26 protein-coding genes and 3 pseudogenes are annotated in these 23,166 nt (G+C 58.9%); 9 read left to right on the forward strand and 20 right to left on the reverse strand.

Annotated elements, in window-relative coordinates:
* Positions 1-141: 141 nt before the first annotated feature.
* A pseudogene (locus G9X64_RS01920) lies at positions 142-321 on the forward strand (helix-turn-helix domain-containing protein); the annotation flags it as partial.
* A gap of 46 nt (positions 322-367) precedes the next feature.
* On the opposite strand, the gene G9X64_RS01925 reads toward G9X64_RS01920, so the two are convergent.
* From G9X64_RS01925 to G9X64_RS01945, 5 genes are read right to left on the reverse strand one after another with little or no spacing between them, the layout of a single operon-like run.
* The gene (locus G9X64_RS01925; protein ID WP_171375865.1) at positions 368-1,525 is read right to left on the reverse strand and encodes a glutathionylspermidine synthase family protein; all 1,158 of its coding nucleotides are present in this window, start codon (positions 1,523-1,525) and stop codon (positions 368-370) included.
* Between the two features lies 1 nt (position 1,526).
* On the reverse strand, positions 1,527-2,120 hold the full coding sequence (locus G9X64_RS01930) for a DUF1190 domain-containing protein (RefSeq protein WP_168308159.1): 594 nt from the start codon (positions 2,118-2,120) through the stop codon (positions 1,527-1,529).
* Positions 2,121-2,131: 11 nt separating this feature from the next.
* On the reverse strand, positions 2,132-2,533 hold the full coding sequence (locus G9X64_RS01935) for a DUF350 domain-containing protein (RefSeq protein ID WP_171375866.1): 402 nt from the start codon (positions 2,531-2,533) through the stop codon (positions 2,132-2,134).
* 34 nt (positions 2,534-2,567) lie between these two features.
* Complete coding sequence (locus tag G9X64_RS01940) at positions 2,568-3,224, reverse strand: YjfK family protein (protein ID WP_168308161.1); 657 nt, start codon at positions 3,222-3,224, stop codon at positions 2,568-2,570.
* Positions 3,221-4,276: an ion channel gene (locus G9X64_RS01945; protein WP_168308162.1), complete on the reverse strand. Its 1,056-nt coding sequence runs from the start codon at positions 4,274-4,276 to the stop codon at positions 3,221-3,223. Before G9X64_RS01945 ends, G9X64_RS01940 begins: the two co-directional genes overlap by 4 nt.
* 102 nt (positions 4,277-4,378) lie before the next feature.
* Here G9X64_RS01945 and G9X64_RS01950 point away from each other — a divergent pair, with 102 nt between their 5' ends.
* The 6 genes and pseudogenes from G9X64_RS01950 to G9X64_RS37225 form a co-directional block, all read left to right on the forward strand.
* Positions 4,379-4,825: a YjfI family protein gene (locus tag G9X64_RS01950; protein ID WP_168308163.1), complete on the forward strand. Its 447-nt coding sequence runs from the start codon at positions 4,379-4,381 to the stop codon at positions 4,823-4,825.
* Positions 4,822-5,556: a PspA/IM30 family protein gene (locus G9X64_RS01955; RefSeq protein WP_168316077.1), complete on the forward strand. Its 735-nt coding sequence runs from the start codon at positions 4,822-4,824 to the stop codon at positions 5,554-5,556. The genes G9X64_RS01950 and G9X64_RS01955 overlap by 4 nt, the downstream gene beginning before the upstream one ends.
* A gap of 86 nt (positions 5,557-5,642) precedes the next feature.
* A pseudogene (locus G9X64_RS37220) lies at positions 5,643-5,732 on the forward strand (IS5/IS1182 family transposase); the annotation flags it as partial.
* Between the two features lie 207 nt (positions 5,733-5,939).
* The gene (locus tag G9X64_RS01960) at positions 5,940-6,602 is read left to right on the forward strand and encodes a ZinT family metal-binding protein (protein WP_168316076.1); all 663 of its coding nucleotides are present in this window, start codon (positions 5,940-5,942) and stop codon (positions 6,600-6,602) included.
* Between the two features lie 263 nt (positions 6,603-6,865).
* Positions 6,866-7,354 carry a cupin domain-containing protein gene (locus tag G9X64_RS01965; protein ID WP_168308166.1) on the forward strand — a complete coding sequence of 163 codons (489 nt, stop codon included), beginning with the start codon at positions 6,866-6,868 and terminating at the stop codon, positions 7,352-7,354.
* Between the two features lie 135 nt (positions 7,355-7,489).
* Positions 7,490-7,659 (forward strand): annotated as a pseudogene (locus tag G9X64_RS37225) (IS5/IS1182 family transposase); the annotation flags it as partial.
* An 18-nt stretch (positions 7,660-7,677) separates the two neighbouring features.
* Here G9X64_RS37225 and G9X64_RS01975 read toward each other — a convergent pair.
* From G9X64_RS01975 to G9X64_RS02030, 12 genes are all read right to left on the reverse strand, one after another.
* A complete protein-coding gene (locus G9X64_RS01975) occupies positions 7,678-8,403 on the reverse strand; it encodes an amino acid ABC transporter ATP-binding protein (RefSeq protein WP_168308167.1) in 726 nt (241 codons plus the stop codon).
* Complete coding sequence (locus tag G9X64_RS01980; RefSeq protein ID WP_168308168.1) at positions 8,381-9,040, reverse strand: amino acid ABC transporter permease; 660 nt, start codon at positions 9,038-9,040, stop codon at positions 8,381-8,383. Before G9X64_RS01980 ends, G9X64_RS01975 begins: the two co-directional genes overlap by 23 nt.
* Entirely contained in the window at positions 9,037-9,708 is a 672-nt protein-coding gene (locus G9X64_RS01985; RefSeq protein WP_168308169.1) for an amino acid ABC transporter permease, read from the reverse strand. The genes G9X64_RS01980 and G9X64_RS01985 overlap by 4 nt, the downstream gene beginning before the upstream one ends.
* Positions 9,709-9,788: 80 nt before the next feature.
* Complete coding sequence (locus G9X64_RS01990) at positions 9,789-10,574, reverse strand: transporter substrate-binding domain-containing protein (RefSeq protein ID WP_168308170.1); 786 nt, start codon at positions 10,572-10,574, stop codon at positions 9,789-9,791.
* A gap of 3 nt (positions 10,575-10,577) precedes the next feature.
* Positions 10,578-11,321, reverse strand: a complete 744-nt coding sequence (locus G9X64_RS01995) for a GntR family transcriptional regulator (protein WP_168316075.1) — start codon at positions 11,319-11,321, stop codon at positions 10,578-10,580.
* Positions 11,322-11,512: 191 nt separating this feature from the next.
* Positions 11,513-11,938, reverse strand: coding sequence for a type II toxin-antitoxin system VapC family toxin (locus G9X64_RS02000; protein WP_171375867.1), 426 nt, complete (start codon positions 11,936-11,938; stop codon positions 11,513-11,515).
* Positions 11,935-12,189: a FitA-like ribbon-helix-helix domain-containing protein gene (locus G9X64_RS02005; RefSeq protein WP_011648870.1), complete on the reverse strand. Its 255-nt coding sequence runs from the start codon at positions 12,187-12,189 to the stop codon at positions 11,935-11,937. Before G9X64_RS02005 ends, G9X64_RS02000 begins: the two co-directional genes overlap by 4 nt.
* Before the next feature lie 153 nt (positions 12,190-12,342).
* Entirely contained in the window at positions 12,343-13,113 is a 771-nt protein-coding gene (locus G9X64_RS02010) for an amino acid ABC transporter ATP-binding protein (protein WP_168316073.1), read from the reverse strand.
* Between the two features lie 13 nt (positions 13,114-13,126).
* Positions 13,127-13,786, reverse strand: coding sequence for an amino acid ABC transporter permease (locus tag G9X64_RS02015; RefSeq protein WP_168316072.1), 660 nt, complete (start codon positions 13,784-13,786; stop codon positions 13,127-13,129).
* Between the two features lie 5 nt (positions 13,787-13,791).
* Positions 13,792-14,454 (reverse strand): amino acid ABC transporter permease, encoded by a 663-nt coding sequence (locus tag G9X64_RS02020; RefSeq protein WP_168308175.1) that lies wholly within the window; start codon positions 14,452-14,454, stop codon positions 13,792-13,794.
* Positions 14,455-14,571: 117 nt separating this feature from the next.
* The gene (locus tag G9X64_RS02025) at positions 14,572-15,411 is read right to left on the reverse strand and encodes a transporter substrate-binding protein (protein WP_168308176.1); all 840 of its coding nucleotides are present in this window, start codon (positions 15,409-15,411) and stop codon (positions 14,572-14,574) included.
* 273 nt (positions 15,412-15,684) lie between these two features.
* On the reverse strand, positions 15,685-16,269 hold the full coding sequence (locus G9X64_RS02030) for a TetR/AcrR family transcriptional regulator (protein WP_171375950.1): 585 nt from the start codon (positions 16,267-16,269) through the stop codon (positions 15,685-15,687).
* Between the two features lie 88 nt (positions 16,270-16,357).
* On the opposite strand from G9X64_RS02030, the gene G9X64_RS02035 reads away from it, so the two are divergent.
* Complete coding sequence (locus tag G9X64_RS02035; RefSeq protein ID WP_171375868.1) at positions 16,358-17,161, forward strand: crotonase/enoyl-CoA hydratase family protein; 804 nt, start codon at positions 16,358-16,360, stop codon at positions 17,159-17,161.
* 37 nt (positions 17,162-17,198) lie between these two features.
* Here the strand turns inward: G9X64_RS02035 and G9X64_RS02040 are convergent, their stop codons facing one another.
* The 3 genes from G9X64_RS02040 to G9X64_RS02050 form a co-directional block, all read right to left on the reverse strand.
* On the reverse strand, positions 17,199-18,986 hold the full coding sequence (locus tag G9X64_RS02040) for a methyl-accepting chemotaxis protein (RefSeq protein WP_171375869.1): 1,788 nt from the start codon (positions 18,984-18,986) through the stop codon (positions 17,199-17,201).
* A gap of 224 nt (positions 18,987-19,210) precedes the next feature.
* Complete coding sequence (locus G9X64_RS02045; protein WP_171375870.1) at positions 19,211-21,394, reverse strand: DUF1217 domain-containing protein; 2,184 nt, start codon at positions 21,392-21,394, stop codon at positions 19,211-19,213.
* A 251-nt stretch (positions 21,395-21,645) separates the two neighbouring features.
* A complete protein-coding gene (locus G9X64_RS02050; RefSeq protein ID WP_168316068.1) occupies positions 21,646-22,293 on the reverse strand; it encodes a TetR/AcrR family transcriptional regulator in 648 nt (215 codons plus the stop codon).
* A 164-nt stretch (positions 22,294-22,457) separates the two neighbouring features.
* Here G9X64_RS02050 and G9X64_RS02055 point away from each other — a divergent pair, with 164 nt between their 5' ends.
* Complete coding sequence (locus G9X64_RS02055) at positions 22,458-23,099, forward strand: EF-hand domain-containing protein (RefSeq protein ID WP_168316067.1); 642 nt, start codon at positions 22,458-22,460, stop codon at positions 23,097-23,099.
* Positions 23,100-23,166 lie beyond the last annotated feature (67 nt).

Genomic DNA, 23,166 nt, shown 5'->3' on the forward strand with positions numbered 1-23,166 from the left:
AATGCGGCTGATCCCCTACCCTTCAAACGCCCATGTTGCACTTGGTGTAGATTCTCCAAAAAAACCGCAAAGTTGAAGTGTCCTGTTTCTGCAAAGTTGGAATGTCACTCTCCCCGCGTTTGATGACGTAGGAGATTGCGGATGGGACTGATAGCGATGAGCGAGCGTGATCTACAGCGGATCGAGATTCTATCGAAAGTGATTGCCGGCCGGATGACGATGGTGTCGGCGGCACATGTGCTTGAACTGAGTACGCGCCAAGTACGTCGTCTGCTGGAGCGGATCAGCACAGGTGGTGCGGAGTCGATCCGGCACAAGGCTCGACGCATAGACGAAGATAGCTGCGTCTGAAGCGATATACCTCCTTTTATCCAACGATGACGTGCGGCACGAAACGCGATAGATTGGCGGTTATGCGCGAGCGATCCTCGCGGACGGCAAGACCGCAGGCGCGATCACCGACGATCCAACTGCCGAGCACGGCGAAGCCGCCATCGCTTTCGAAAAGCGGAGCATAGGCCTGGACGATAAAGCCTTCGTCACCATAATCGCCGGGCGCGGAAATCAATTCCCGGCCATTTCGGAATATCGTGACGTTCTCGCCTTCTCGCGACAGCAGCGGTTTGCGCACATAGTCCGTCAAGGTCGAGGCCGCCGGGTCGTCGGTGAAATAGCTGGGCAGCAGGTTGGGATGATTGGGGTGGCGCTGCCAGAGCAGAGGCAGAAGCCCCTTGTTGGAGAGCACGGACTTCCAGGCGGGTTCGACGAAAACATCGCCCGAGCGCACGAGGTCGCGGGCGAACGGCTCGCGCAGCATGAATTCCCATGGGTACAGCTTGAAGCAGCGGTCGATCACCCGATCCTGGAGGTCGGTGTAACGGCCCTGCGCATCGATGCCGATCTCGCGTATGTCCAGAAGCTCGACGCGATGGCCAGCCTGCACTGCACAGTCCATCAGATAGACCGTCGTGCCGCGATCCTCCTCATTGTCGGTCATCGCGGCGAAGTGGAAGATCGATTCTTTGGAAAATTGCTCGAACGCCTCGACCAGGCTTTCCTGCAAGGAATTGTACTGGTCTGCTTCCTTGGGCAGGATACCCAAAGCCACCTGGTCGGTCAGCCAGTTGAACTGGAAATAGGCTGTCTCGAACACCGAAGTGGGGGTATCGGCGTTGTATTCGAGCAACTTGGCCGGGCCAGTGCCGTCGTAAGCAAGATCGAATCGGCCGTAGAGGTGCCGGTCGCGGCGCTGCCAGGAGCGCTGCACCACATCGCGCAGGTCCTCCGGAATCGCCAGCCTGTCGAGCGCCTCTTCGCTTCCGACGATATCCCCTACCAGATCCATGCACATGTCGTGCAGTTCCTGGCTCGGCCCTTCGATCTGCATCTCGATCTCATCGAGCGTGAATGTATAGGCGGCATCATCGAGCCAATAGGGCTCGCCATACATGACGTGAAACCCGAAGCCGACGGCGCGCGCCTTGTCAAGCCAATCAGGACGCGCAGGAAGTGTGATGCGCTTCATGTCAGCCGCCGAAACTGAACGACGAACGGCCCCCGAAGCCTTGACGGGCAACGGTGCGAGTGTTGACGTTGACCGGCTTGACAGTCTGACGCGAGGGCGCGATCGCGGTGTCGCTGCCGCCCGAGCGAACAGTCGTTGTCACCGTTTGCCCCGAGCGATTGCGATAAATCGGTGTCGAGCCGTAGGAGCCACTCTCCTCCTGGCGCCGGCGATAATTGTAATAGTCGCCGATGTTGTTGAGTGCCGAAGACAGCACGTAGCCTGTCAGGAACGGCACGAAAAAGCTGCCGCCTCCGCTGGTATTGTTGGGGACGGCACTAGCCGACTGTTCCGTGCACTGGCCCGAGCCGTATTCGGCCTCGCAGGCGGCCATGCCGTTGAAACGCGGCGCGGCGGCAAGATGGGCCCGCATAGCATCCTGATAGCCGGCCTGGCAGACCTGCCGGTCCATACCGGAAGTCACGCATTGGTCGACAGAGGTGAACATTGTCTCCGAAGGTGTCTGATCGCCGCAACCGGATAGCGCCAGGGTCGAGGCAGCGATAGTGCCGAGGGCCAGGAAAGGTCGTTTGTGCCCGCTCATGCGTCTGCGCATCGTTCCCTCCCTCAATAGGTCATGCAGGCGGCGTTGAGAATACCGATGACGAGCGCGATGCCGCCGCCCCATATGCCCGCAGCGATATTGTCGGCAGTGATCTTTTCATGCAGATCCGTCATGGTGAAATTCGCGATGTAGTAAGCGAGAATCTGGGCCAGGATGCCTACCATCGCCCATATGATGTAGTCGACGATGCTGACCGAATTGGCTGCTGCCGAAGCCAGAGGCAGGCTGAAACCGACAAGCGCGCCCAAGAATGCCGTGACGGCGGCAAGATTGCCTGCGCGAATGAGTTGGACTTCCTTCTGCGGCGTCAAGAATGTGTAGATCACCGCGAAAACGCCATAGGCGGCAAGTCCGACGGCGAAATAGCCGAGGAAGGCAGGCAGACCCGCCACGTAATGGAGCATTGAAAAAGTCCTCCGTTGAAATTGATAGGATCCATCAGACGCGGCGAACATCGGCCGGAGCGAGTCCGTAGCCGATCAGAAATTCCACCGAGCTGCCTGCCTGGCTCTGTCCGAGATCGAGGTCGCGCTCGACATTGATCAGCAGCATTTCGCGCGTCGAGCCAAGCGGGCGATAATACAACATGCAGGTCTGGTGAATGGAGCGTTGCGCCTCACCATCGTCGACCTTCTCGACAAACTCCGCCAATGGGGTCCGCTCCGGGCCTTCGCCCCAGAATCGGCTATAGAGGATGCCGTCGGCATCGTAGGCTGGCTGGCCGATCAGGCCGTCCGGCCCGGTCCAGCGGTTCCATTCGCCCTGCCCGGCAGGCACGACGCTGTCCCAGGGCTGATAAAAGCTGATGTCGTCGACATCACCCGGCTGGCCCGACGTCGACATCACCTGGATCATCCGATGGTCTTCATCGTAGTAACGCGAAAGAACCGTCGCGGCATCGAGCGAAACCTCACCGTAAGCGGCAATGATGAACGGGCCGCTCCGTGGCAGCGGCATGGCCGGCTGGCCGGCCAACGCCTCAGCTTCGAGGGAGAGGAAATCGATCTCCAACGCCCCGCCGATGGCGGCGCTCAACGGGCCAAGTTCTTTGGGTAAGGGCCTTTCGTTCTTGTCTCTGCCGAACCAGCCGATCATGATACCTCTCCCATTCGAGCCCAAGCGATGGCAGCGGGATCTAGCCGCATTCCGCTGATATAGTAAAGGGTCTCGCCGCCCCGCATCAGCGTCTCGTCCCGGCAATTGAGGTCGGTCATGCCCTGGCTCAGCATGCCCACCAGCGTCACGTTATGCTGACGCTTGAGCCTTAAAAACACGTCTCCATAGAGTAGCGGCATTTGCAAAGGCGGCACCGCCAGGGAAAAGGCCGTGTCGGTGGAGGCCGCCGACAGCAGCCGTGCGGCGATTTCCGAAGAGCCAGGATCACGGGCGGAACGCGACAGCAACTCCTCGGCGAGCGAGCCCACCGCCTCGACACGCGGCCGGCGTTGTTTGACCATCTGCGCCGTGCGGTCGTCGGCGAAATAGGCCACGATATGGGCGTTGGGCGCATGGTCCGCGGCAATCAGCACCGCGGCCAGCGTCTCGTCGTCATTTGCTCCGCGCGCGATGATCGCCCGCGCTTGGGCCACACCGGCCCGCACCAGAGCGTCGGCATCTGCAAGCCGCTCGGTTCTGATATAGTCGGCGTAATTGCTGGCGGGGTTTTCCGGAAGGTCCTTGGCAACCAGAACACTCATCGGTTCGTTGGCCTGTCGTTCGGCATGCAGCAGCCGAAGCGTCTGGTATGTCTGCCCCTCCTGCCAGCCGAGGACGATGATATGGCCGGTGCGTTCGCTGTAATCACCCAATCCGCGCATGCGGTTTCTCCAGATCGTGCCTATAGTTGTCAACAACTTGCCAAGAACAGCGGTGAAGATGGCAATGCCACCGGGAAGAACGAACAGGACGGTCATGATTCGGCCGAGCCCGGATTTTGGAGAGAGATCGCCATAGCCGACAGTCGTTGCCGTCACCATATAGTAATAAAGAAAGTCGACCGGATTGCCGACGAGATCGCCTTCGCCGGCTAGCAGGAAGAGCAGATAAGAAGCGACCAGATGGATCACGAGGATAAGAAAAAGGGCTGACCAGGCCAATTCGCCGAGCGAGAGATATACACGCCGCAGTAATGAAGCGATAAATGGCACGCGATTGGCCCCCGTTCCCAACGCTTAGCCTAGCGAAATTTATTTAGCGCGCCACCTTTAAGTGGCATATCGACTACCCAGATATTTTCGACGTTCCAACCGATGGAGGATTTTTTGGAGACCTGGAACCTCACCACTTTAACGCGCCTGTTCGCCTCCGATCCGGAGGTGCTGGGCGATGTGGATGTAGCCGTACCCGAACAGGGCGACGTCATATGCGTGACTCTGAAGGAAAAGGGTGATCTCGACGTCTTCGTCGCGGTAAGCGGGGAGCGCGATATTCTTGTCAGCGCTGTTCTGGTGCCATGCAAGGACATCCCCAAGCGGGAAGCCTTCGAACGCCTGGTGCTCAAGACGCACAAGTTCGTGCCGCTCTCCAGCTTCGGCATCACCACGATCGACGGTGAGGAATGGTATGAATTGTTCGGCTCGCTGTCGGCACGCTCGACGGCCGAGACGGTGGTCGAGGAGGTCGCAATTCTGGCTGCCAATGCCGTCGATGCGGCACACATGATCGAAGAATGGAAAAACGGGGAGATTGCAGCGTGAGCACCTGGGGAAAGATTTTCACCGCCATTCGCGGCGGTATTAACGAGGCAGCGGAAGCGGCCGCCGACAGTCAGTCCATGCGCATTCTTGACCAAGAAATCCGCGACGCTGAACAGTCTCTACGCAGCGCGCGATCCGATCTGGCCGGGATCATGGCGTCCAACAAGAGCGTCATGCGCCGACTTGAAGAAAACCGCGCAAAGGAGACCAAGGATACCGACAGCGCTCGCGCCGCGATCTCCGCGGGCCGCACGGATCTGGCTCAGGGTCTCGCTCAGCGCATTGCCGGTACCCGTGCCGAAGTGCAGCGCGACCAAGAAGAGCTCGATCGGCTGCTGCCCCGCCAGCAGCAGATGCTGCGCACGATCCAGGAGACCGAAGCGCGCATTGCTCAGATGAAGCGTGAGGTGGAGAATGTCAAAGCCAACGAGTCCCTGCTGCGCGCTCAGTCGGCGATTGCCCACAGCCAATCGGGCATCAACACCCGTCTCGGTAGCGCCGTCGAAAGTCTCGAACGTATCAAGAAGCGCCAGGAAATCACTTCCGGCCGCATCGAAGCCGGTGCTGAACTGGCCGCGCTGGAAAACGGCAGCGATCTTGATCGACAACTGCGCGAGGCCGGCATTGGCAGTTCGAGCCACTCGGCCGACGACATTCTTGCACAACTGATGGCACCGAAACATTCGGTCGAGCCCATCTTGCTGCCCGCGCCCGCCGGCAACAAAGACTGATAATGTGCGAAGCGGCCGCCCTGTCGGCAGATTGAAGACAGAGCGGCCGCACGTGGGACTTTCGGCGTTGCAGCCCCAACAAATCGAAGAATGATACGGCTCCTGCCTGTGATCTCGTCAGTGGGTTGCCAGCCAAGCACGTGCTCGCAGACCGCGCCTATGACGCCCAGCACGATCCCGGGAGTTCGGCACCGATGCGGCTTTGAGCCGGAGCTTTTGGAGCGATGGGCGCCTCCTAATTATTTGGATGTAATGCATTTGAATGGTGATCCCCCGCGACGCGCATCTTGCGCTTGCAGTCAAAGCACGCTAATTGGCTTTTGTAATGTTATTACATCACCAGGCGCGCGATGCGTGCCGGCCAATTGAAAGAGTTTCAGTGAATGAACAAGGCGATCACAACACTCAGCTATGCACTGGCTGTATCTGCAGCATTGACCTTTGCAGGAACGGCAGGCGCCCAGACATCTTCGGGAAACAATCGCAGCCACGGCCATTCCCACGATAAGAAGGGGTCGGTAAATGAGGGTTATTTCGATGACGATCAGGTGAAGGCGCGTGAACTGTCGGACTGGGAAGGCGACTGGCAGTCAGTCTATCCCTTTCTTGTCGACGGAACCTTGGACCCGGTGATGGCCGACAAGGCGAAACACGGCGACAAGAGCGCCGGGGAATATCGTGCCTACTACGACAAGGGATACAAGACCGACGTCGACCGGATCGTCATCAACGGAAAGAAAGTTACGTTTTTCCGCGGCAAGGACTCCGTGACCGGAGACTACGAGACGGATAGGCACGAAATCCTCACCTACAAAAAGGGTAATCGAGGGGTTCGTTTCATCTTCAGGAAAAGCGCCGGTGATGACGCCGCACCTCGGTTCATCCAGTTCAGCGATCACATCGTCGCCCCCGAGAAGGCCGACCACTACCATCTTTATTGGGGCAATGACCGCGCCGCCCTACTGAATGAGGTCACTAACTGGCCGACCTACTACCCCTCGAGCTTGAATGGGAAGCAGATCGCCGAGGAGATGCTGGCCCACTGACTAGCCGAGGCCGCACGTAGCCGGCTCGGGGGGCGCAGAGCGCCCTCTCTTGTTTTGCTTGGAGCGCGAAGCATCCGGCGGTCTCCATATCCTCGCCGAGGCTACAGCGCGTCGAGGAACCTTTGGCAATCACCAAAGTTTAGTTTTTGAAGCTCTTAGCGCGGAAGACTTCAGTGACGAGCGCCTCAAAAGACCTGCGTGAACAGCTTCAACGGCTCCGCGCCCTCGCGCCGCGGCAATCGATGACAATCTAGGCCTGCAACATGCACGTCGAAACGACAATTTTCGAGCCGAGCGACTGGGTCCCGAACAATCAGCGCCTTCCTGTGCTACTTTACCAGGGGCTTTCTGGCGACAACCGACCTTGTGATTTCGAAGATTGCTTCGCAGGAAGCGGTTGGAGGGGCATCTGGACAAACGGTGTCTTCGATTATCAGCACTACCATACCAGCGCACATGAGGTGCTCGGTGTGGCACGGGGTAGCGCCACTCTTCTCATTGGCGGTCCCGGTGGTCACGCAATAAAGGTTACGGCGGGAGACTGTTTGGTGCTTCCAGCCGGGACAGGGCACCAAAATCTCGGCTGCACGTCGGACTTCCAAGTCGTCGGCGCTTATCCTGAGGGACAGCATGCCGACATTCAGACTTCGGCTGCATCAAGCGAAATGCTGGCAAAAATCTCGTCAGTACCCATCCCCCGCAGCGACCCCGTTCAAGGCCCATCGGGATTTCTCACCAAGGAATGGCGGTAGTCGTTCGCCACAAATCGTGCGACCACACGACCGGCTCTGAAAGCTTTACATCTACCGATCACGACCTTGCTGGTATCCGGGGATGCACGAACCCCGGAGTTGCGGTTGCGCTTCAGGCGCTCGACTGCGCGTTAGCAAAAATATCAGCATTGCCTATGGTCGCATCGCCTAAAGGGCGCACTGGGATCGAGAGCTTTTCTGCAAAGCTTAAGCGATGACGACGAAATGCAACTCGCTATGACAAAATCGCCGCCGACTTCATGGGGTTCATCAATATTGCAGACACTATGCTCTGGCTCAAATGATTGAATTGTTACCGCCGCCTAGCTGACACCGAGAAACTGCCTGAGCTCAGCAGTCTGCGGACTGGCGAAGACGTCCTCGGGCCGGCCTGCTTCATGGACTCGACCCTGATGCATGAAGACAACGCGGCTGCAGACGTCGCGGGCGAACTTCATCTCGTGCGTTACCATCAGGAGGGTCATTCCCTCGGCGGCGAGTTCGCGCACGACGGCCAGAACTTCGGCGACCAGTTCCGGATCGAGCGCCGAGGTGATCTCGTCGCAGAGAAGCGCTGTCGGCTGCATGGCGAGCGCGCGGGCGATGGCGACGCGCTGCTGCTGGCCGCCCGACAGCTCGTCCGGATAGGCGTCGAACCTGTGACCCAGACCCACCCGCTCCAGCATCTTGCGGGCGGTGGCCTCGGCTTCGGCCTTCGGGGTCTTCTTGACCACGGTCTGCGACAGCATGACATTACCGCCGACAGTCAGGTGCGGGAAGAGATTGAATTGCTGAAAGATCATGCCGACCTTCAGGCGCAGTGCCTTCAGATGCACCTCGTCATCGAGGAGCTGCGCGCCGGCCACGGAAATAGAGCCGTCGGTAATGGTCTCCAGACCGTTGATGCAGCGAAGCAGGGTCGATTTGCCCGAACCGCTCTTGCCGATAATGGCGATGACTTCGCCAGCCTCCACATCGAGATTGATGCCTTTCAGCACCTCGGTGGAGCCAAAGCTCTTGCGGACTTCAGTGATTTCGATGAGCGACATTGAGCTTCCTTTCCAGGATCTGGCTGCTTTTCGACAAAGGCCAGCACAGGGCGAAGTAGATGAGGGCGACGAGCCCGTAGACGGTGAAGGGCTGGAAGGTGGCATTGGTGACCACGGTGCCAGCTTTCGACAATTCGACGAAACCGATGATCGAGGTCAGCGCCGTTCCCTTGACGATTTGGACCGAGAAACCGACTGTGGGCGGGATGGCGACCCTCAGCGCCTGCGGGAGGATGACGTAGCGCATCTGCTGCAACCGTCCCATGCCGAGGCTGGCGGAAGCTTCCCATTGCCCCCTAGCGACCGATTCGACGCATCCTCGCCAGATTTCGGCGAGGAAGGCAGCACTCCACAGGGTGAGCGCCAATCCCGCGGCAAGCCAGGCCGGCACATCGATACCAAAGAGCCCGAGGCCGAAAAAGGCGATGAAGAGCTGCATCAGCAGCGGCGTGCCCTGGAAGAGCTCAATATAATATTTCGCGATTGCCCTGAATGCCTTGCGCTTGCTGATGCGCAGGAACAGCAGCCCCAGTCCGACTGCGCCGCCGCCGATGAACGAGACGAGCGAAAGCAGGATCGTCCAGCGGGTGGCGAGCAACAGGTTGCGCAGGATGTCCCAGAGTGTGAACTCGATCATCGTGCTGCTCTCCTCGGGAAAATGAACCCGCCGACCACCCCGAGCAGCTGCCGGAGCAGGATTGCCAGGACGAGATAGATGGCTGTCGAGACGATGTAAGCCTCGAAGGCGCGGAAGGTTCGCGATTGTATGAAGTTCGCCGCAAAGGTCAGATCCTCGGCGGCGATCTGGGAGACGACCGATGAGCCGAGCATGACGATCACGACCTGCGACGATAGCGCCGGCCAGATGCGCTGCAGGGACGGCACGAGAACGACATGGCGGAAGGTTTCGAAGCGCGTCATGGCGAGGCTCTCGCCTGCCTCGAACTGGCCCTTCGGCGTCGCCTGGATGCCCGCGCGGATAATTTCGCAGCTATAGGCGCCGAGGTTGATGACCATCGCGAGATTGGCGGCCGTCAGTTCGGGAAGCTGGAGACCGAGCGACGGCAGACCGAAGAATATGAAAAAGAGCTGGATCAGGAACGGCGTATTGCGGATCAATTCGACATAGGTCGCAACGACGGGTTTCAGCCAGGCCGGACCGAGTGCCCGCACCCAGGCGCAGAAGATGCCAAGCGCAATGCCGAGCACGCCGCCGATCGCGATAAGCTCCAGTGTGACCAATATGCCCTTGATGATGTCAGGATAATATTCAAGCAGCCAGCCAAATTCGAAATGATAGCTCAAGGAATTGTCCCCTCTTGCGGTGACGGAGCGTCATGTCATCCCGCGCGCGGCGCGGGATGACATCCGTGAGACCGGGTTCCTTACAGATCCGACGGGAGATCGGCGCCGAGCCACTTCTGCGATATGGCGTTCAGCGATCCATCGGTTTTGGCGGCGGCGACAATGCCGTTCACCTTCTCCAGAAGAGATGCCTGTTCCTTGTTGAGACCGATGTAGCAGGGCGAGTTCTTGATGAGGAACTTCAGCTCAGGGCGCTTGGGGGGATTTTTGGCGAGGATCGCAGCGGCCACGACGTTGCCGGTGGCGATGGTGTCGACCTGGCCGGACAGGAAGGCCGAGATGGTGCCGTTATTGTCTTCGTAGCGCTTGATCGTCGCGTCGGCCGGCGCGATCTTCGTCAGTTCGAGGTCCTCCACGGCGCCGCGCGTGACGCCGATGCTCTTGCCCGCAAGATCCTCCGCCTTGGCGATCGAAACATCGGCCGGGGCGAACACGCCATTGAAGAAGGGGGCATAGGCTGTCGAAAAATCGATCACCTTTTCACGCTCCGCATTCTTGCCGAGGCTTGATATGACCAGATCGACTTTGTTCGTCTGCAGATAGGGGACGCGGTTGGCGCTGGTGACCGGCACGAGTTCGGCCTTCACGCCCAGCTTTTCGGCAATGAGATTGGCCACATCGATATCATAGCCCATCGGCGCCATATCGGTGCCGACGCTGCCGAAGGGCGGGAAATCCTGCGGAACGGCGACACGCAGCGTCCCGCGCGCCGTGATGTCGGCGAGAGCATCGGCATAGGACGCCGAACCGAAGCCGAAGGTTGCAGCCAGGGTCGCGATTGCGAAGAAGACTCGTCTTGTCAGCATGTTTCAATTGCTCCTTTGAAGTTGTGGTTTTTTGGGTCTGACGGTTGGGGATACAGTCCTGGGAGGAAGGGACAGGGAACTGCGCAGTTCCGAGAGCGGATCCGGGCGCGCGGTGAGGTCGAGGCCCATCTCCACTTCGTCCAGATGTTCGATAGAGAGTTCGGCAGCTCTGGCGAAATCGCCCGCCCGCATGGCCTCGAAGATGCGGCAATGCCCGTCATGAGACTGTGCCGCATGAAATTCAGACTGGTAGAGCATCGAAATGAGGATCGTCCTCGCGGTGAGATCGCGCAGGATATCGACGATGATGGCGTTGCCGCTCAATTCTGCGATGCGGATGTGAAAATCGCCCATCAAATAGGTCAGGCGCTGGCGGTCGCCCGCAACCATGGCGCCCTTTTCCTCGTTCAAATGCGCGTCGAGCGCTTTGTGTCCCTCGTCTGTCAGTACGCGCATGCTGCGCAGCAATCCGGCCTCGACGACGCGCCGTGCCTCATAGACCGCGATCGCCTCTTCGGCGGACGGTTCGACGACGAACCAGCCTCGTCTCGGACTGACATGCACGATGCCGCGTGTTTCCAGGCGCATCATGGCTTCACGAACACGGGTTCGAGACACGCCGAAGAGCGTTGCCAGCTGGTTTTCGCTGAGACGCGTACCGGGTCGGATCTTGGCTGAAAGAATCCCTGAGACGATCGTCTCCTCGATGGTTTTCTGCGGGGTCTCGGATGTCTGGCTATCTTGCATACAAGACAGGAAAGCAAAGCTCGTGCCAAAATTCTGCGGTCAGGATTTCCAGGGTGTCTCGGATCCCTCACCTGGAGTTTGCACGGTGAGAATGCAGATTGAACGTAAATTGAGCGAGTGCCTGCAACTCATTGCAAACCTGGATCAGCGTCGGCCGCTCATATGGCGCCGTGCCCACTGGCCGAACGACCTTATGCGGTCGAAGCCACCCAGGGATTGATCACTTTAACGCCCGCAGCGTCGAAAGCACTTGTATCGCGCGTGGCGACGGCGAACCCTTTTGATGCCGCGATGGCGGCGATATAGCCATCCGCAGTGGGGAATCCTCTGCCAGCGGCTCGGGCCTTGACGGCGAGATCGGCATAGTGCCGTGCCGCTGTGATGTCGAAAGCCAAAATACGGCTTTCGAAGAGCTCCATCAGACCGTCCAACGCGTTGGAGAGCCTTTCCCTGCGCTTGCCAGCCGGGAGCGCGCCGATTCCAAACATCAGTTCGGCGATCGTGACGCTAGAAAGGAACAGGGTTTCGGCTGCCTGCTCATCTAGCCAGAATTTCACGGCTTCGTCGGGCTCGGGTTTCATCGCCTCGGAAACGACGTTCGTATCGAGGATAATCATTCAAAGCTCATCGGCTTTGCAGGCAATGTGTCGCGAGCTTGGTCCAGAACGGCAAAGTCCTCATTCGTCAGCCCGAGGCGGCGGCTGCGTTCGGCGAGCGCGCTACCAAGACGCAGCCGCGTTTCTGGACGCACGGCAGCCTCAAGGATTTCCCGCATTTCCGCTTCGGCGCTGCGCCCGTGATGAGCCGCGCGCACCTTGAGGGCCCGGTGCGTCGCCTCCGAGAGGTTTCTGATTGTGACTGCAGGCATGATGGCAACCCCGTGAACATGATAGCGATGCTAGCAATGTAATGGATTTGCCATCACATTCAATGTGCGCTTGCCATGCGATCGTAAGGCAACCAGTCGCTAGGAGAGTTGCGCCCACCGTAACGGGTGATCGTCAAGGATTTCTCTTTTCGCCTAATTGAAACTCGAGGTTTTGAGGAATTCCGCGAGCCGTTCAGTCTTCGGATGCACGAACATGTCCTTTGGATCGCCCTCCTCGCAGATGACGCCCTGGTTCATGAAGATGACGCGTGACGAGACGTCGTAGGCAAAGCGCATCTCGTGGGTGACGAGCAGCATGGTCATGCCGTCGGCGGCAAGCCCCTTGATGACCTGGAGCACTTCGCCCACCAGTTCCGGGTCGAGGGCGGAGGTCACTTCGTCGAACAGCATCAGCCTCGGCGACATGGCGATGGCGCGGGCGATCGCGACGCGCTGCTGCTGACCGCCGGAAAGCTGCCCGGGGTAATGGTTCGTGCGGGTGGAAAGGCCGACCCGATCGAGCCATTTTTCCGCGATAACGCGGGCATCCGACTTCGTCATTTTCTTCACCTTGACGAGGCCGAGCATGACGTTTTCAGCGGCGCTCATATGCGGAAAGAGGTTGAACTGCTGAAACGCCATGCCGGTCAGCGCACGCTGGCGTGCAATCTCTTTCTCGCTCTTGCGGCGCCGTGTTGCGCCTTCGGCGCGGTAGCCGATCTCCTCGCCATCGAGGCTGATCGTGCCGCCCTGGAACTCTTCGAGCATGTTGATGCAGCGCAGCAAGGTGGTCTTTCCGGAGCCGGACGAGCCGATGATGGAAATGACTTCGCCTTCCTGCACGGCGCAATCGACGCCCTTGAGGACTTCGTGGATGCCGTAAGTCTTGCGCAAACCCTGGATGTCGAGAATGGTCTTGGCCATCGGGGGTGTCTCCTCAGGACGGCAGGGCGGTCTTGCGCTCGACGTATTTGCCGAAGTGCTCGATGCCGTAGTTGATGATGAAATAGAGACCGCCGGCCAGGAAATAGAACTGGAGGCTCATGAAATTGCGGGAGATGATCTCCTGCGTGCGCAGGAGAAGCTCAGCGACGCCGATGACGGAGAGCAGCGTCGAGGCCTTCACCATCTCGGCCGCGGTATTCACCCAGGCCGGCAGGCACTGGCGCATGGCCTGCGGCCACAGCACCGAGGTGAAGGTCTGGGTAAAGGTCAGGCCGATCGCCTTGGCGGCTTCGGTCTGCCCCTTGGGGATTGCCTGAAGCGCTCCGCGCACGATTTCGCCAACATGGGAGGAGCAGAAGATGGCAAGGGCGAGCACGCCGGCCGAGAACGGCCCGAGATCGAGGCCGACGGCGGCGGAGACATAGTAGCTCGCGAGCACGAGCACGAGCACCGGCGTGCCACGGATGATATCCGTATAGGCGCGCACGGTCAGACGCAAAACAACGCCGCCATAGACGAGCGCCAAACCGACGAAAACGCCGAGCACGGAACCCGCAAGGATGGCCAGCAGGGAGATCAACACGGTCACGCCGATGCCGTTCATGATGACATAGCGGGCGATCCAGAGTTGTTCGAGAAAGGTGTGGGACATCAGGTCTATCTCGGCAGGGCCAGACGGCGCTCGACAAAGCGCATCACGGCGGCGATGAGGAAACAGGTCGCGACATAGAGCGCGGATGTCACCATCCAGGTTTCTATGACGCGGAAGCTCTCGACATTGATCTTGCGGGCGGCGAAGGTCAGTTCGGGCACGGCGATGGCGGCGGCGAGCGAGGTGTCCTTGAAGAGCGAGATGACCGTCGAGGACAGCGATGGCAGCACGTTGCGCAGCATCAGCGGAGCGATGATGGAACTGCGGATCTGCATCCCCGTTAGGCCGATGGCAAGCCCCGCTTCTGTCAGTCCTCTTGGAATAGACAGCAGCCCGGCGCGGAACACCTCGGCCAGATAGGCGCCGGAATAGAGGGACAGAACCAGGACGAAGCTTTTTATCTTGTCGAGGCGCAAACCCATTTGCGGCAGCGCGAAAAAGACGAAAAGCACCAGGACGAGAATCGGCAGGTTGCGGATCACCGTGACATAGACCCGCGCCGGCGCGACCGCAAAGCGGCTTTTGGAGGTCAGCGCGAAGGCCACCACAAGGCCGATCGCGGCCCCGATCAGGATCGAGATCACCGCAAGGCCGAGGCTGAGCGCAAGCCCGCTCAAAAGAAAATCGAAGTTGCGCCAGACGGCAGCGAAATTCAACGTGTAACCCATGCGGGCCGCCCTTTCAGACCAGATCATGATGCCGAAAAGTGTGAGCGGTTTTCGGACGACATCCTGCTCTCACTCTTTAAATGCGGAGCGGGAAACATGTCCCGCTCCGCATGGCTGTTACTTGAACTCGACCGGGAAGCCGATCTGCGGCGGCGTCAGATCTTTGCCGAACCAAGTCTTGAAGGACTTGGCGTAAAAGTCGAATTCAACGCCGGTCATGGCTTCGTGCAGGGCGGTGTTGACGAAGTTCAGCCAGTCCTGGTCACCCCGCTTGACGGCGCAGGCGTAGGTCTGCGGATTCCAGCCATAGCCGGCATCTTTGTAGCGGCCCGGATTCTGCGTCATGTACCATGCAAGCGACGACTGGTCCGTGGCGACTGCATCGGCGCGTCCCGATTCCAGCGCCTGATAGATCAGGTCGACGGAATCGTACTGGTCGACGGTCGCCTCCGGCAACGCCGCATGCACCATCGCCTCGGCATAGACGTTCTGGAGAACCGAGATGGTGACGGAGGAACCGGCCGCCTTGAGGGCTGCGTAGTCGGCATACTTTCCGTCTGCCTTGAGCATCAGGCCGACACCCTCGCGATAATAAGGAATGGTGAAGGCAACCTGCTGGGCGCGCTCGCCGGTAACGGTCATGAACTGGCAGGTGATGTCGACTTTGTCGGTAGTGATGTTCGGGATGCGGGCATCGGAGGACTGGTTCACATATTCGATCTTCTCAGGATCGCCGAAGAGCGCCTTGGCGATGATATGGCCCATGTCGACGTCGAAGCCCTGAAGCTTGTCGTCGGCGCTCTTGAAGTGCCAGGGCGCATTGGTGCTGCCCGTGCCGAGGACGAGATGGCCGCGGGCCAGCACTTCATCGAGCTTGCTGCCGTCGGCCAGCGCAGGCGTGGACAACAGACCGGCGACGGCCAGCGACATCACGGCGGTGCGAAAGGAAATGGTCATGGCGTTCCCCTTATGGATGGTTCCTGTTGTTCCAGTATAATGGACGTATGTCTGTTTTACTGGAACAATGTTATGAAGTGCCATCAAGGGTGAATTGTCAATGGGTCATGCCGAAAAAACGCGCAGTGGTGCGCGTGGCGATTTTTTCGGCAGTGCAGCATTGTTCTGTTGTCTCAGAGGCTCAATATCATGCCCTTCCCGCTCAGCGACCTGACGGCCATGCCGACGGCGAAAGATGCGGTCTTCAGAGCCAGCGCCTCAGGATCCTGCGCCTTACGCGTTTGCGGTTGCAGCGCGGATCAGTGAACCAGCCGCCTCGCCTGCAGCTTCCATATAGGTCGGGTCGCGATGCAACAGAACGACGGCAAACGAGCCATCGAGCAACAGGACGATCTGCCGGGCGAGCTGCGGCGCTTCCGTCTTGATTCCGGCCGCCTCGAACGTCACCCGCAACCAGGCCTCGACCCTCTTCTTGTGTTCAATCCCGACTTTTATGGCTGGATGGCCAGGCATATTGGCGAGTTCCGCAGAAGTGCGCAGGAAGCCGCAGCCCTTCCATTTCGGATGACGGGCCGCGCGGGCGAGATTGCGAAAGATGCCTTGCACCTTATCCGCCGGTTCGCCCATCGCTTCCGCGTACCAGCGTTTGAACAGAGATAGGTTGGGCTGGTCGCGCCCTTCCAGATAGGCCCCGATGAGGTCGTCCTTGCTGGCGAAATGGTAGTAAAGGGTGCGTTTCGTGACGCCGGCCTCTTCAGCCACCGCATCGACGCTGACGCTCCTGATGCCCTCGTTGTAAAACAGCTTGGCGGCCGCCGAAATGATGCGTTCGCGCGTCGGAATTGCATGTGAGGTCATGCCTCTATGTATACCGACTAGTGAATATACACAAGCATCGGCCGGCGGCATAATTCTCCCGACGCAGCATACCGGAAAGGAAAACCGCATGGCCGACACTGTTTTGATCGACAGCCGCGACGGAATCGCCACCGTCACTCTCAATCGCCCGGAAAAACTCAATGCGTTGAATTACGCCTTGATAGACCGCTTGCTCGCGATCCTCGACGCTATCGAAACCGACAGTTCAATCCGGGTGATTATCCTCACCGGCGCAGGCGAGCGGGCATTCTCGGCGGGCGGCGATATCCACGAATTCTCCGAAAGCGTGACGCAGGGCGCCGATGTCGCGATGCGCGATTTCGTCGCGCGCGGACAGCGATTAACTGCGCGGCTGGAAGCCTTCCGAAAACCCGTCATCGCCGCCGTCAACGGCCTTGCCTTTGGCGGAGGCTGCGAGATCACAGAGGCTGTACCCCTCGCCATCGCCAGCGAACGCGCCCTGTTCGCCAAGCCCGAGATCAATCTCGCAATGCCGCCGACCTTTGGCGGAACACAGCGTTTGCCGAGGCTGGCCGGGCGCAAGCGCGCCTTCGAATTGCTGTTGACGGGCGACGCATTCTCCCCGCAGCGCGCCCTCGAACTAGGCCTTGTCAACCAAGTTGTCCCGCATGACGCTCTCATGCCGGCCGCCCACGACCTCGCGCGGCGCATTCTGCGTCATTCACCGCTGGCGGCGGCGAGCATTCTGACGGCGGTGACGCGCGGCATCAACCAGAGTATTGCGGAGGGGCTGCTGATCGAAGGCGAACAATTCGCCCGCATGGCGCCAACCGCCGATTTGCGCGAAGGGCTCGACGCGTGGATCGAGCGTCGCAAGCCGAACTATCCCGGCTCGTGGTCGCTCGATTGATTGTCGCCAATACTAATGAATGCCTTAGTCAGCGTAATCAGAACTCTTCCCAGTCGGACTTCAGCGCGGCGGAGGCCGACCCGCGCTGGACGGACGCGAGGGGCGAATTACGAACGACTTTCAAGGCCGTCGGTGCGGCAGGATGACGATCCGCCTGCGCAAACGAAGACCTGGGTCTCGGCGCATCGTTGAAACGGAACTGTTCAAGAAGCTCGAAGAGCGCGGCAGCCTCTCGGGCAAGGCCATGGCTCGCAGCCGTCTGCTCCTCGACCATTGCGGCATTCTGCTGCGTTCCCTGGTCGACGGTGTTGATGGACTGGCTGATCCCGCCGAGCGCAGTCGATTGCTCGCGCGCCGCCTCCACGATCGCCGTGACGTTGGTATTGATTTCGTGAACCTGAGTGGCGATTTCCTGGAGCGCGGATCCGGCATTCGTCACGAGGGCGACGCCGTTTGCGACATGGGAACCGGACGCTGTGATCAGGCTCTTTATCTCCTTGGCAGCTTTCGCCGACCGCTGCGCCAGCTCACGGACCTCCTGGGCGACGACCGCAAAACCCTTGCCCGCCTCCCCCGCTCGTGCCGCCTCTACGCCGGCATTGAGCGCCAAAAGGTTCGTCTGGAAGGCAATCTCATCGATGACACCGATGATATTGGAAATTTCGCGTGACGAGTTTTCGATCTGGTCCATCGCTCCGATGGCGTCACGCACCACCTGGCCGGAATGCTCGGCGTGATTTCTGGCGCGCCCCACGAGTTGACCGGCCTCCTCGGCGCGGCGGCTCGAATCCCTGACCGTCGTCGTGATTTCCTCAAGGGCGGCGGCCGTTTCTTCGACGGATGCCGCTTGCTGCTCGGTACGCTTTGCCAGGTCGTCGGCCGCTGTGCGGATTTCATTGGAACCGGCTGATATCGCCTTGGCATTTTCGGCAACAGTTGCCATTGCGCCCTTCAACTTCTCCGAGGCGCTGTTGAAGTCGGCACGCAGCCTTTCCAGCGAAGGAATGAAGGGCTTCTGGATCATCTGCGACAGGTCACCGTCCGCAAGGTTCGTCAGGCAACGGGCAAGTTGTTCGACATTTTCGACGCGCGCCGTGACATCGGTTGCGAACTTCACGACTTTGAACACTTTGCCGTTCAGGTCGAAAATCGGATTGTAGGAAGCTTGGATATAGACCTTCCGTCCGCCCTTGCCCACACGCATGAATTCGTCGGCAACCAGCTGGCCGCTCGCAAGTTTCCGCCAGAATTCCTTATAAGCCTCCGATCTCGAGTAGTCAGTTTCACAGAACATCGAATGATGTTTGCCCTGGATTTCAGCCAGCGAATAACCAAGCGCAGTCAGGAAATTATTGTTCGCGGTCAAGACTTCGCCGGCCGGCGTGAATTCGATGATCGCCTGAGCCCGGGACAGTGCATCGATCTTGCCCGCATCCTCGGCAGATTTCAGCTTCTGCGCGGTGATATCGGTTGCAATCTTGATCACCTTGACCGGTTTCCCGCGTCGGAAGACGGGATTGTAAGATGCTTCGATCCAGACCTCGCGCCCGCCTTTTCCGAGACGTTTGTATTGCTGTTGATCAAATTTTCCGGCTGACAGCTTCGTCCAAAAAGCCTTGTATTCTGCCGAGGATACATAGGCAGGCTCGACAAACATGCTGTGATGTTTTCCGACGATCTCCCTCAACTCGTAACCAAGCGCGCTGCAGAAATTTTCGTTTGCGGTGAGGATGTTGCCCGATAGGTCAAACTCGATCATGGCTTGCGAATTCGATAGAGCCGCAAGAACCGCGACAGCATTTGCACCACGATCAAGAATATTCACTCGCAAATCCCCCTAGATTCATCGCTGTCGATCCAGCCATTTCGCAAATATTCGCCCATGCTCATTAACGGGGATTTAATTATGAATATGACGTGCAGTATATTTTGTTTTCAACCAGCGCTGTGTTCGTCGGGCGCATCCGGGCAAAGGCAGCCGACCCCTGCAGTGCCGCGGGCAGCCATGCACCTCCGTCAAATTCTCCGGGAAGGAGGCCTGCAGGCCGCTCAGCCTCTTTTCAACTGCGCGACCGCAAGCAGCGTGTCAGCGCTTATTGCCGCCGAGCCAGTCAGGATCGAAAGGGCTGACGACGTGGTGCCTGTGCCGTTGGCCATGTCATACATGGCGGTGAAGCGTTTGATCAGATCATCGACTTTTTCGGGATCCGACAGATCCTCGATGTCGATAAAATTGTCGATCATCTCGGCTTGCTTGTCGACGTCCATGTTCGAGACGTAACTGGACAGGTTGAAGCTCGTCGTAAAAAACTCGAAGAGCGCGCTGTCGCCCAGAATGTCGTAGGCGCTCGAGATTTCCGGCGCCTTGCGCTGGAAGTAGAGGGCAAGGCGCACGCCGGTGTTGCTGTCGCCTTGATCATCCTCGAGCGTCAGCCTGACATAGGCGCCGATCGTCTCCAGCACGTCGCCGCGCTGCTGCACCGTCCCGGTCGGATCGGCCGAAATATTGCCGTCCTGATCGAAATTGAACGCACCGACGAGTTCGGCGAAACGATTATCGTCCAGCTTGTTGACGTAACTGTCTTCGTCGTCGAGATCGGAAGAAAACATCTTCTCCAACTCGTCCGACGTGACATCATCAGGATCGAGCCCCTTCGCCTTGAGCACGAAGGAAACCAGACGATCGTCGGCCAGGAACTCGCTGGTTGTGGTGATCGTCGCCATCTGCTCGCGAAAATAGGTAATCTCCTCGTCCGCCGCGTCGGTCGCTTCCGTCAGCTCGTCGCCTTCGAGATATCGGATCTTGTCCTGCTTGTAATAAGCGGCATAGTCGTCGACGACGGATTCCGACATGGCCTGCAGCGGAACGGTCACGTCGCCATTGTCGTCGAAATTGAAGGCTTTGCGAAAGGCGGCGATCCGCTCGTCTTCGAGGCTGTTGACATAGCTCTTCGAGTCCGAGGGATCGCTTTCGAGAATTTTCCGGACCTCGCTTCTCGAAACGCTGTCCGGGTCTATGTCAAAGGCTCGCAGCGCCATTTCCCACAGTTCCGGGAGATCGTCGTTGTCGTCATCGTCATCGTCATCATTTGACACCAGGAAATCATCGATCGAGGTGATGCTGGCGATGCGCGTCGTATAGTTGTCGACGGCGTCTTCAGTGTCGGTATTGGCGATCAGCACCTCATAATTTTCATCGAAGGCCGCCGTGGTCGCGGCGGTCTGTTCCGATGTCTGGGCCGTATCGCCATCGGCAAGCGCGCCGTCCTCATCGAAATTGAAGGCATCGTGCAGCTCGGACAAGCCGATCGCGTCGGCGAGGTCGGCACTTTTCAGCGCTGCGGAAATGAAGTTATCGGTCTCGCTATCGGTAAGCCCATAGGCAGTTCTCAGATAGGAAACCAGTTTGTCGTCGCTCATCAACTCATCGACGGAGGTGATATTTCCGATTTGCGCGGCGAAGTAAGTGTCATAGGCCTCCCCGGTTTCCGAGGAAGCGATCGTCGCAGAGGCCACCGCATAAGCGCTTGTGACCAGCGAGATCTGATCTTCCGACATCACGTCGCCGTCGGTCGAGCCATCCTCGTTGAAGTTGAAGGCCTTCGCCAGATTGACATAGACATCGTCGTCGAGCTGATTGACGAAACTATCGGCATCGTCGAGATCGCTCGTCAAAACACTCTTCAGGAAGCTGGTTGAGGTATATTCGGTGCTGAGGCCGAAAGCCGTCAGCACATAATTCTTCAGCTTAGAACTCGACAGGAGATCGTCGACTGAGGTGATCGACGAGATATTCTCTTCGAAATAGTCCGTCTCGTCGGCGATTTCGTCCGCCTCGGTGTCGAAGGACTCCTGATAAGCATCGAGCAGATTGTCTCGCTGCACGTCCGATTGCGCCGTCTTCGTCTCGCCGGCGAATTTGAAGGCGGCAGCGAACTCGGCATAGCGGGTGTCGCTCAAGCTGTTGGCGAAGCTCGATGAATCGCTAAGATCGCTCTCCAGCACCTTCTTCATGAAAGCCTTGGCATATGTCATGTCTTCAAGGCCGTATGCCTTCATGGCATAGGAATAGAGCTTGTAGTCGCCCATGAAGTCATCGACGGTCGTGACCTTGTCGATGTTTTCCTTGTAATAGGCGCTGTCGCGGGCAACCGTTGCCTGTGAAGCCACGTTCGAGAGACTGGCGTTCAGATTTCGCGCGACCGTAAGATAGCTTACATAGGTGGAAACCAAAGTGTGTCCCTTTCATAGGCACGGCGGTGCCGCGCGAAAGCCTGCCGGCAGTCACGGGTGAAAATTTTCATCTCTGCGGGAATGTCGTCGCCGGTCATGGCGAAGCGCAGCCATCTACATATGGCCGAATCAATTTAATAGAACTATATAGTTCTGTAATTCATCCAATGCGGAATTGGAAGCGAAAGTCAACGGATCGCGTTTTGCCGGACGAAAGCGCGAGGAGCGAATCTGACAGATTGCGATGCGCTTTAGGCGGCGGCGACGCCTGCGGCAAAGATGGCAATGCAGCGGCGAAGATGGGCAAACAGTTGAGCCCGATCGGGCCATGCCTGCGCGCGCCCTTCCGGCGGACCCATTCCGCCGAGGATCATATCCATCAGCATCCGGGCTCCACTCTCCGTATCGTCCAGCGTCAATCTGCCTTCCGACCGGCGTTCGCTCAGCCAGTCGGCGAGATGCTGCCGGCTGCCAAGCATGCCTTCGCGCTGCAGGATATCGACAAGTTCTGGAAATTGCGCCGCTTCGCGAAAGACGAGCTGCAGGAAGCCGGTGCGATCGGCATCCTTGCCCTCATCCATGTCGATCATGAAAATGCGCTCGAGGCTCGCGGCAATCGAGATATCTTCGGCAGGCCTGGGCAGATCGAGCATCAGGCGTTGATGCGCGCCGACCACGGCGGCAAACAACTCTTCCTTACTCTGAAACAGCTTATAGAGCGTCTGCTTCGAAACGCCCGCCTCGGAGGCGACGATCGCGGTCGTGCTTCCGGCATAACCGTATTTGACGAAGACGCGGCCGGCGACTTCGACGATATGCGCCCGCTTGTCCTCGTCGCTGGAAACTTTCGGTCGACCGCGTTTGCGCGGCTCGTCCGCAGGTTCGTCGATAATATCCATGACGGTCTAGACCACCCTGCCGAAACGCGTGCCGACGACCTGAGAACGTAGACTACGATTTCTGAGGGGCAATTTTTTCGGTTGTGGCATTAGTGATTTCGATTTAGAGAACTTATCAGTTCTGTAATGCGTTGCATCCTCACCCTCCTAGCGATGGAGCGCTTATGACGGCCATTTCCGCTGCAACATCAGTCTCTTCCTATTCCTATGGCAAGCACCCGGCATCCGCGTCCGAGGAGATCCTATCCTCTAATACGGTTTCGTCGGCAAAAGCAACCAAAAGCGGGCAGCTCGATGAAGACACGTCCAGCAGCGCCGACAAACTCCTGTCCCAACTGATGACGCTGTCGATGAACCGCTTCTCCGATCCGTCGGGTTCCGGTGAAGACGAGGACGGCGGCGAAGGCATGGACGTTGCCCAATTGGACAGCGATGGCGACGGCTATGTGAGCAAGGCCGAGTTCGTCGCGGCCCGACCGTCCGATGTGACGGAGGACCAGGCCGGCACGCTTTTCGACAGCTTCGACAGCGAAGGAGCGGGGTCGCTATCGGTCGATGCGCTGACCGAGGCAGTGTCGGTTGAGCGGTCGCAGCGTTCCGAAGGACTGCCACCGCCGCCGCCCGCAGAAGACGACCAGTCTCAATCCCTGCTCTCCGATCTCGATACGAATGGAGACGGGCTCGTGACATTGGACGAGTTCATGGCAAGCAAGCCAGAGGACGTCGCCGCAAGCCAGGCGAGCCAGCTCTTCGATCTACTCGACACATCCGACACCGGTTCATTGTCCGTACAGTCCGCAGGCTGACGGTGGATACGGAGCGTCGCCATTGCAGTTGCTGGAGAACGGCAATGAGACGATCTGAAAGCGGCCC

Origin of the sequence: Rhizobium sophorae (assembly GCF_013087515.1) — a bacterium.
Lineage (GTDB): Bacteria > Pseudomonadota > Alphaproteobacteria > Rhizobiales > Rhizobiaceae > Rhizobium > Rhizobium sophorae.

Excerpts from the sequence above, each read along its gene's own strand:
- G9X64_RS01925 (WP_171375865.1), bottom strand. The coding sequence starts at position 1,525 with ATGAAGCGCATCACACTTCCTGCGCGTCCTGATTGGCTTGACAAGGCG.
- G9X64_RS01930 (WP_168308159.1), bottom strand. The coding sequence starts at position 2,120 with ATGCGCAGACGCATGAGCGGGCACAAACGACCTTTCCTGGCCCTCGGC.
- G9X64_RS01935 (WP_171375866.1), bottom strand. The coding sequence starts at position 2,533 with ATGCTCCATTACGTGGCGGGTCTGCCTGCCTTCCTCGGCTATTTCGCC.
- G9X64_RS01940 (WP_168308161.1), bottom strand. The coding sequence starts at position 3,224 with ATGATCGGCTGGTTCGGCAGAGACAAGAACGAAAGGCCCTTACCCAAA.
- G9X64_RS01950 (WP_168308163.1), top strand. The coding sequence starts at position 4,379 with ATGGAGGATTTTTTGGAGACCTGGAACCTCACCACTTTAACGCGCCTG.
- G9X64_RS01960 (WP_168316076.1), top strand. The coding sequence starts at position 5,940 with ATGAACAAGGCGATCACAACACTCAGCTATGCACTGGCTGTATCTGCA.
- G9X64_RS01965 (WP_168308166.1), top strand. The coding sequence starts at position 6,866 with ATGCACGTCGAAACGACAATTTTCGAGCCGAGCGACTGGGTCCCGAAC.
- G9X64_RS01975 (WP_168308167.1), bottom strand. The coding sequence starts at position 8,403 with ATGTCGCTCATCGAAATCACTGAAGTCCGCAAGAGCTTTGGCTCCACC.
- G9X64_RS01980 (WP_168308168.1), bottom strand. The coding sequence starts at position 9,040 with ATGATCGAGTTCACACTCTGGGACATCCTGCGCAACCTGTTGCTCGCC.
- G9X64_RS01990 (WP_168308170.1), bottom strand. The coding sequence starts at position 10,574 with ATGCTGACAAGACGAGTCTTCTTCGCAATCGCGACCCTGGCTGCAACC.
- G9X64_RS01995 (WP_168316075.1), bottom strand. The coding sequence starts at position 11,321 with ATGCAAGATAGCCAGACATCCGAGACCCCGCAGAAAACCATCGAGGAG.
- G9X64_RS02000 (WP_171375867.1), bottom strand. The coding sequence starts at position 11,938 with ATGATTATCCTCGATACGAACGTCGTTTCCGAGGCGATGAAACCCGAG.
- G9X64_RS02005 (WP_011648870.1), bottom strand. The coding sequence starts at position 12,189 with ATGCCTGCAGTCACAATCAGAAACCTCTCGGAGGCGACGCACCGGGCC.
- G9X64_RS02010 (WP_168316073.1), bottom strand. The coding sequence starts at position 13,113 with ATGGCCAAGACCATTCTCGACATCCAGGGTTTGCGCAAGACTTACGGC.
- G9X64_RS02015 (WP_168316072.1), bottom strand. The coding sequence starts at position 13,786 with ATGTCCCACACCTTTCTCGAACAACTCTGGATCGCCCGCTATGTCATC.
- G9X64_RS02020 (WP_168308175.1), bottom strand. The coding sequence starts at position 14,454 with ATGGGTTACACGTTGAATTTCGCTGCCGTCTGGCGCAACTTCGATTTT.
- G9X64_RS02025 (WP_168308176.1), bottom strand. The coding sequence starts at position 15,411 with ATGACCATTTCCTTTCGCACCGCCGTGATGTCGCTGGCCGTCGCCGGT.
- G9X64_RS02030 (WP_171375950.1), bottom strand. The coding sequence starts at position 16,269 with ATGACCTCACATGCAATTCCGACGCGCGAACGCATCATTTCGGCGGCC.
- G9X64_RS02035 (WP_171375868.1), top strand. The coding sequence starts at position 16,358 with ATGGCCGACACTGTTTTGATCGACAGCCGCGACGGAATCGCCACCGTC.
- G9X64_RS02050 (WP_168316068.1), bottom strand. The coding sequence starts at position 22,293 with ATGGATATTATCGACGAACCTGCGGACGAGCCGCGCAAACGCGGTCGA.
- G9X64_RS02055 (WP_168316067.1), top strand. The coding sequence starts at position 22,458 with ATGACGGCCATTTCCGCTGCAACATCAGTCTCTTCCTATTCCTATGGC.